Annotated in this window: 5 protein-coding genes; 1 reads left to right on the forward strand and 4 read right to left on the reverse strand. The window is 71.3% G+C overall.

The window, feature by feature from the left end; all coding sequences use genetic code 11:
• Positions 1–3,394, forward strand: a 3,394-nt coding sequence (locus E1266_RS33180; protein ID WP_132053896.1) for an FtsK/SpoIIIE domain-containing protein, incomplete at its 5' end; no start/stop codon positions are given.
• Between the two features lie 7 nt (positions 3,395–3,401).
• On the opposite strand, the gene E1266_RS33185 is transcribed toward E1266_RS33180, so the two are convergent.
• The 4 genes from E1266_RS33185 to E1266_RS33200 all read right to left on the reverse strand — a co-directional run bounded on the left by E1266_RS33185 (position 3,402) and on the right by E1266_RS33200 (position 7,865).
• Positions 3,402–4,598: a hypothetical protein gene (locus E1266_RS33185; protein ID WP_132053898.1), complete on the reverse strand. Its 1,197-nt coding sequence runs from the start codon at positions 4,596–4,598 to the stop codon at positions 3,402–3,404.
• 120 nt (positions 4,599–4,718) lie between these two features.
• The gene (locus E1266_RS33190; RefSeq protein ID WP_243719196.1) at positions 4,719–6,782 is read right to left on the reverse strand and encodes a M6 family metalloprotease domain-containing protein; all 2,064 of its coding nucleotides are present in this window, start codon (positions 6,780–6,782) and stop codon (positions 4,719–4,721) included.
• Between the two features lie 116 nt (positions 6,783–6,898).
• Positions 6,899–7,381 carry a ribonuclease E activity regulator RraA gene (gene rraA, locus E1266_RS33195; RefSeq protein WP_132053900.1) on the reverse strand — a complete coding sequence of 161 codons (483 nt, stop codon included), beginning with the start codon at positions 7,379–7,381 and terminating at the stop codon, positions 6,899–6,901.
• 10 nt (positions 7,382–7,391) lie between these two features.
• Complete coding sequence (locus E1266_RS33200; RefSeq protein ID WP_131981764.1) at positions 7,392–7,865, reverse strand: Lrp/AsnC family transcriptional regulator; 474 nt, start codon at positions 7,863–7,865, stop codon at positions 7,392–7,394.
• Between the last annotated feature and the right edge of the window lie 98 nt (positions 7,866–7,963).

A 7,963-nucleotide genomic window follows, 5' to 3' on the forward strand; every position in this document is an offset into this window, starting at 1 on the left:
GCCCGGGACGGCGCCGCCCGCCCGCGAACGCGAACTGCCCGTCGCCGAACGCGTCCGCCGCTTCCTCGCCACCGCGTCCCCGGCCGCCGCCGAACTCGCCGCGCACGTCGCCGTGTCCGTGCCGTCCCTGCCGGTGATGCGGCTCATCCAGCACCGGATCCTCGGCCGCTCCGGCCCGGGACAGCTCGCCGAAGTCTTGCTGAGCGGCCTGCTTCGCCCGGTCGGCGGAGTGCGCTACGAGTTCGTCCCCGGCGCCCGCGAGGCCCTCCTCGACACCCTCCCGCGTCCCGAGGCGCAGCACACCCGGCACGTCCTCGAAGCCGTCTCCGCCGAGATCGAACGCCGCGCCGGCACGTCCGCCGAGACCTTCCGCGCCCTCCTCCCGGCCGAAGGCGGCCCGCTGACCCTGACCGCGGCCACCGACCACTTCGCCCTCCTCACCCCCGAGACCCGCACCCACCTCGCCCCGGCGACACGGCCACCCGCCGCGCTCCCCGGCCTTCTCGACATCCAGGGCGCGACGGTCGACGAACTGATCGGCGGTGACTGGGACCGTCCTTTCGGCCGCATCCCCATCGGCGTGACCGACGATCTGGACATCGTGACGGTCGACGTGCCGAGCGACGGCGAACGCTGGCCGCACGGCCTGATCACCGGTCCGGCTCGCCACGCGCTGCTGCGGACATTCCTGTTCGGGCTCGCGCTCAGGCACTCCCCCAGCGTGGTGTCGTTCACGTTCGCCGACATTTCCAGAGGCGCGCCCTTCGACGGGCTGGAGAACCTTCCCCACGTGGTCAACGATCTCCACGCCGACTCGGCGGACTCGCCCCTGATCGGCCGGCTCCGGGACGTCCTCGAAGCGGAGCGGGACCGCCGCAAAGCCGTCCTCCGGAATGCCGGGACGGCGCGGTGGGACGACTACCGGGCGGCCGCCGCCGAGGACGACTCGATCGAACCGCTGCCCGCCATGCTCGTGGTCATCGATGACGCGGGCGCGCTGCTGACCGCCCAACCCGGCCTCCTGGAATCGATCGCCGCACTCAGTGCGGACGGTTCGGCCGAGGGCATCCGGTTCGTCTTCTGCACACCCGACGGTGCCCTGCCGCTGGAAGTCGGCTCCTCCGTGTCATGGCACTTGCAGACCCCCGGTGCAGGGGGTCCGGATTCGGCGTTCCTGCGCGTTCCGGGGAAGAGGAGCGTCACAAGCTTTCGGCCTGGACACATACCCCCTGGTGTCGCCGACGGGCTCGTGGAGCGCATGAAGGAGCGCGCACGGCAGACGCGCAGATCCACACGCCTCACCGACGAAACGCGACCCACGGCCGACACCTCGGCACCGCCTCCGGCCGTCCCCCGGTTCGACGTGCTCAAGCTGAACGGCGGCGGGACCAGCGGGATGTTCGAGGAAACGTGGGCGCGCCCCCCTCTCGAACCCCGCGATCCCGCAATCGGGTACGACGCGGACGACAACATCGTCACGCTCTATCCGCTCGACATCGCGGCGGGCATCCCGCACGGCCTGATCGTGGGCGAGACGGAGGCCCGGCAGCACACCGTCCGGAACATCGCCCTCGCGCTCGCGTCGTGCTACTCCCCCGGGAACCTCAGTCTCGCCTTCGCCGGGCTGGGCGAGCATCCCCTCGGCGAGCCGCTCGACCTCCCGCACGTCGTCTTCTCCGACGACGAGCTCCTCGGACGGCCCCAGCACCTCCGGCGCGCTCTCGGCTACCTAGCGGGCGAGCTGGAATCCAGGGCCGCCGATCAACCGGGCAGTGCCCCGGGACTTCTCGTGTTCGCGGACGTATCGCTGACGTTCCCGCCCGGCCAGCGCGAGATGGCCGAAGCTCTGCTCTCGCTGGCGCAGCGTGGCAGAATGCTCGGGGTCCAACTGCTGGTCTCCGCATCCACCGTCGAAGACACCACGACGTGGAACCGCTTCCTGCCCCTCCTCGGCTGGCGCGTCGCGGCGAGCCGCCTGCCGCCGGACGTCCTTCGGCGAATCCTCGGGCAGGCGAACCTCCAATTTCCGGACGAGCGCACCGCCTACCTCCGAGCGGGCAACAACGGTCCGCGCCAGTTCACCCTGGCCCCGGATCCACCGCGCCCCGCGATCGACGACTTCGTCCAGCGATCTCGTCACCACTGGCACGTCATCTGGGGTCAGAGTGAGGAGGTGCATCCGGATACGGCCATCGCGGAAGTTCTCCGGCGGCTCCGCAACTCGGAGACGCAGACCAGGCCGCCGGACGAGCGGCGGCCTCGGCACATCGTGTACGCGGGGACGGACATGGCGCGGATCGCCCGACTGGCGGCGGGGTACGGGCGGATGCTCGCCGAACTCGGCGTGCTCTCGCACGGCGATGTGCGGGAGGCCACCGTCGATTGGCTGTGCTCCGTCAAGGGCGAGCCGGGAACGACCATGGCCGATGTCTTCAGGGAGAGCCGCGGCGGTGTCCTGCTTCTCCACATGACCCGCGAGGCCATCGCCCCGGCCGAGGTCGTGGCCAAGGCGATCTTCCCCGAGCAGCTTCAGTCGCTGGTGCGGGAGCACGGCGAGGACCCGGTCGTGATCGTCTGCGCCGACGACGGGCAGATGATCAGCCTCCGCAGGTTCGACCCCTTCTTCACCGACCGGTACCGCAGGCTGCTGGAGTTCCCGAAGGTCAAGGACGCGGGCACGCCGCCCGCCGAGGCGTCGCCGGACCTGCCGGAGCTGGTCTACGCGCGGGAGCTTCCCGCCGTCACCGGGCGGCGTATACCGATCGGGATCGCGAGCGGTACGCGCCAGCCGGTCTACGTCTACTTCGACACAGACCCGCATCTGCTGGTCGCCGGGCCGCCCCGATCGGGACGCGCGAACGCCCTGCAACTGCTCATCGACGGGATCCGGGCGCGCCAAGGCGGGGCGGAGGCCGAGATTCACGTCTTCGACGCGCACGAGATCCTCCTGTCGCTCGCCGAGGAGTACGGCCTCACCGAAGCCGCGGGCGCCGACGTCGGGTACACCGATTCGGCCGAGGACTTCCGCGAGACCGTGGCCGGGATCGTGCGGCGCCCTCCGGACGCCGAGGTCTTCCTTTTCGTGATCGACCGCGACCTCGATGACGATCCGCTGCGGACACTTCCCCGCAACGTGCTGACCTCGCCCGGCAACCGGATCCACCTCGTGCTGGCGCGGCTGCTGACCGTCGTCGACCAGCGCGTCGATCCCATGGTCTCCACGCTTCACGAGATCGGGGCTCCGGCGCTGCTCCTGGGATCCCGGTTCGGCGAGGAGAACCGGCTGTACGGGGCCGAACCGCCCGGCGGGCCGGGGGTGGTCGGACGCGGCGTGCTGGTCCGCGGGGGGCGGCGGCACGTTCTTCAGGTCGCGCACGCGTCTCCCTTCGCCTGACGACGCGTCAGCGGCAGGGGGCGGCGGGGAAGCTCCACAACGCCCGCTTGTGCGCGTATTCGGCGACGGTCCAGATGCGGTGCTGGCCGCGGTAGCAGGACAGATCCTCGGGGCCGTAGGAGATGGTGCGGTACGTGACGCCGCCCCAGCCCCACCACTCGCGCCGCGTCATGAAGAGCCGTCCGCGCTTCTTGCCGAGGCCCTGCGTGAACCACCAGTGGCCGTTCGCCCTGACCGCGCCCTGGAGCCGGTCGTAGGGAAGGGGCGCGGCCCAGTCGGCGCGGACGGTGCGGGTGCCGTTCAGTGCCTGTACAGGCCAGGTGACGACACGTCCCCTCGGCCCCTTGGGGCGGCACCACTCGCCAGCGATGAGGACGTGACGCCAGGTGGTGCGGTCAATGGCGACCCAGGACATGCGCAACGGGCCGCTGCCACGGCACTTGCCTCCCCAGCCTTGAGCGAATTTCCAGCTTCCCGTCTGGGGCATCACGTAGCGGTAGCCGTGGCCGTGGTACTTCCCTCCATGGAGACCGACGCGTCCAGAGCCACGCGTCGAGCCCGCTTTGCTCTGGCGCAGGTCGAAGATGAGGCGCGTGTCGAACTCGCGGAGGCCGTGGTGGGTGTCGGCCACGTAGAGCTTGTCCCCGTACCAGGCGATGCCGCCCGCGTGGATGTCGACGTCGGTGAAGGTGGGCTTCTTGCCCTTCATGGTCGGGTAGACGAGCAGGACGTGGCGGTAGGTGCGCCTGTCGGGGTCGACGAACGTGACCTTGACGCGTCCACCGCCGTGCCAGGACACGAGGAGCGGCCTGGACCCGCCGGCCAGGCGTTCGGCCGCCTCGGCGTCCGAGATGGTCGTGACGCCCTGCGGGACCCACTGGCGCGTGGCGGAGTCGGCCTTGTCGAAGCAGTACACGAGCGACTGGGCGGGCACACCGGCCGCCTTGCCGCAGCCGCCGCGCAGTCTCTTCCCGCCGGACGAGCCGAGCACCGCGTCGGCGCCGACATGGTGGAGCCTCCCGTCGAGCGCGCGGATCGGCGCGCCCCGGTCGGGGCCGCGGCGCAGGTCGAACTCGCGGAGAGCCGGTGCCGTGGCGGCGGCGGCCTGCTCGGGCACCGCGAGGACCGTTCCCGTCGCCGCCAGCGGGACGCCCGCCGCCAAACCCGCGATCCGCCTCCACCACGGAACGTTCAAGATCGTCACGTTCGGTGACGTTTCCCGGCTCGGCATCCCGAAACGTGCGTTCGGCATCGCATCGCCCGAGCTGTACGGGCCATGGACGGCCCCCGGGGAGAGCGGGGGCCGTCCATGAGCGCCCGGGGGTCAGCGCAGGCGGCACGTCCCGGTGTCGGACTTCGACGGGTCACTCTCCGACGTGGCGGTCAGGCTCAGGTCCGCCCGGCGGTCCGCGCCCGGCCCCGCCTTCGCCCACACCTCGACCTCAGTGCGGCCTCCGGCCTCGGCGGTGGCGAGTTCGTTCGGCAGCCACGCCGTCCAGCCGCCGGGCGCGCCGGCGCTGAGCCGGAACACGTCCGAGCCGTGGTGTCCGCCGCCGCCCCGGCCCCTGTTGTGGAGCGTCACCGCGCACCTCGCCCAGCCGGCGCCGGTCGGCCGGGCGTGCCCGTTGCCGACCCGCACGCCGCGCCGCTGCGGCCCGGCGCCGTCCAGCGAGCGGATCGCGACCGTGTACGACAGGACGCCCTTCCGGTCGCGGTGTACGTCGAGGACGTAGAAGTGCAGGCGGTTGGCCTCGTCGACGTACTCGTACTCGCTGCCGGAGTTCGTTCCCGCGTGGAACAGGGCGTCCGAGAGCTGCCGGTAGTCGCCGATCGTCATCATCTTGGGGGTGCCGTCCGGCAGGACGAAGTCGACCTTGTCGATGTCCTGCGGGTTGGCGTCCTTGACCCAGATGAACGGCGCCCGGTCCTGGTCCTTCGTCTTCGCGAGCAGGACGCCGGAGTCCGGGGTGAACGAGTCGGTGCCCATCCGGTCCACGACCTCGATCGTGTAGTTGTCGTAGCCGCCGCCGTCGCAGAGCGGGTCGGTGGCGGTGTCGCAGGCCGGGCTCCGGTCGCCGCCGTCGCCGAGCACCAGGTTGATGCCCGCGAGGCCGCCCCGGCCGGGCTCCACGGCGCGGGCGGTCACCCGGGCGACGACCGTGCCGGACGAGGCGAGCGTCTCCCGGTCGAGCCGGAGCACCTTGCCCGGGTCGACGATGCCGAGCTTGAGCTTGTTGCGCAGCATGTGCTGCGCGCCCATGGAGGCGCCGCCGGTGGCGGGGATCGTCCACCGGCTGTGCGGGCCGCCGGGGCCGTTGAACGTGCCGCGGCTGAGCATGTCCCACGGGCCGCTGAACGCGCGGCGCGGCGGATCGCCGTACGGGTTGTTGTAGTTGTCGCCGATGCCCAGGATGTGGCTGAACTCGTGGGCGAACACCGACATGCCGGAGCTCTCCGCCTGGGTGGAGCTGCCCGACACGGCGTTCGGCCACAGCGTGGAACCGGCCTGCCACGACGTCCAGTCGACGTACCGGGTGTCCACCCAGTTCGGCAGGTTCGGGTCACCGGGGCCCCACTCGGGCGGCACGTCCTCCTTCGAGGCGAACTTCATCTCGCCGAATTCCTGCCACGTGCTCGACTCGTCCTGCCCGGCGCTGAGGAAGAACACGAAGTCGAACTCGGCGGCCTTCTCCTCGCCGACGTCGGCGATCCACGCGGCGCGGGCGTCCCGGCGCAGGTCGCGGTCGCAGGTGTCGCCCCCCGGGCAGCCCATCCCGCCCTGCATCCGGCTCTCAACGCCGTACTCGTGGTCCTTGGCGGGCATCTCGTACGCCCCGAACGCGGTGAGGTTCACCCCGTACCGGCCGCCGGAGTCCTCCATCCAGTACTCGTGCAGGGTGTGGCCGTGGTTGAGCTTCTGCGGCTTGTTGAGGAAGTCCTGGTAGAACCGGGCGACCTCGGCGCGGGGGACGTCGCTGACGCCGACGGGGTTGCCGAAGATGCTTGAGTTGTGCGGCTGCGTCACCTCGAACGGCTGGTTTGGGTAGTCGACCAGGACGATCGCGCCGTTGAAGTTCTTCTCCGACCCCTTGCGGGACGGGTCGGCCCACGACGTGCCGGGCACGGCCCTGTAGTCGTCCCAGGTCATGGTGTCGGGGAGCTCGTAGTTCTGCGGGTCGACGGGACGCGGGGCGCCCGCCGCGAACGTGCGGGCCTCCGGCTGGTCGAGCTGCCACGGCTGCGTCCGCGGCCAGTGGCGCATCTGCCACGGGTTGGCGGTGGGTTCCGGGATGGGAGGGCTCGGCTGCGCGGCGGCCGGGACGACCGCGAGTCCCGCGACCAGCCCGAGGGCCGCCGCGGGCACCAGCAGCATGTTCTCAACGCGCATCTTTCCCCTGCCTCTGGTGGGTTGCGCAGAACGTAAGGCAGGGGATTCGATCCGGCTACGGCCGAGTTAGCCGAGCTTGCGTGGTTTGCCCTGGCATGTCGGACAGTGCGCCCAGGTCACAGCGGAAGCTCCCGTCCCGCGACGACGATGCCGTCCTCGTCGCTGTAGAGCCAGTCGCCCGGCCGGAACTCCACGCCGCCGAAGGAGACCGGCACGTCCACCTCGCCGGCGCCGTCCTTGGCGCTCTTGCGCGGGTTCGAGCCCAGCGCCTTCGCGCCGAGGTCCAGCTCGCGCAGGGCCGCCACGTCCCGCACCGCGCCGTTGATCACGACCCCGGCCCAGCCGTTGGCCACCGCCGCCGCCGCGATCATGTCGCCCATCAGCGCGGACGCCAGCGAGCCGGCGCCGTCCACGACCAGCACGCGGCCCTCGCCTGGCGTGTTCAGCAGCCGCTTCACCAGCCCGTTGTCCCGGTGGCAGCGCACGGTCGAGACCGGCCCGGCGAACGACGCGCGCCCGCCGTAACGGCGGAACTGCGTCTCGCAGCTGCGCAGCTCGTCCCCGAAGTCGTCGATGAGGTCAGCGGTCGCGAAGTCCATGCCCGGCAGCCTACTGGGCGGTAACCCGGGTGGGCGCGGGCGCGTCGATAGGACGGCCGATCAGCCGGGACAGCACGATCGACGTCTTGGTCGCGGTGATGTTGTCCTCGCGCCGCAGCCGCTCCAGGACCTGCTCCAGATGCTGGATGTCGCGGGCGCGCACGTGGACCAGCGCGCTGGCGTCGCCGCTGATCGTGTACGCGGCGACGACCTCCGGATGGCCGCGGACGCTCGAATGGATCTCGTCGGGCGACGTCGCACCCGTGCAGAAGATCTCGATGAACGCCTCGGTCGTCCAGCCGAGCGCCGCCGGGTCGACGACGGCCGCGAAGCCGTTGATGACGCCGTCCGAGCGCAGCCGGTCGACCCGCCGCTTCACCGCCGGGGCCGACAGCCCGACCCGGTCGCCGATCTGCGCGTACGAGGCGCGGCCGTCCTCCAGCAACTGCGCAACGATTCGACGGTCAAGCTCATCAAGACGCAACAAATAACACCTCTGAAGTCGGTTTCCGCCATTGGGAGACGGTCGATCCCGAACATACGCTGGGACGTGGACCGGCGGCCACCTGACCCGCCCGGCCC

It is taken from the genome of Actinomadura sp. 7K534 (genome assembly GCF_004348575.1).
GTDB lineage: Bacteria > Actinomycetota > Actinomycetes > Streptosporangiales > Streptosporangiaceae > Spirillospora > Spirillospora livida.

Excerpts from the sequence above, each read along its gene's own strand:
- E1266_RS33190 (WP_243719196.1), bottom strand. The coding sequence starts at position 6,782 with ATGCGCGTTGAGAACATGCTGCTGGTGCCCGCGGCGGCCCTCGGGCTG.
- rraA (WP_132053900.1), bottom strand. The coding sequence starts at position 7,381 with ATGGACTTCGCGACCGCTGACCTCATCGACGACTTCGGGGACGAGCTG.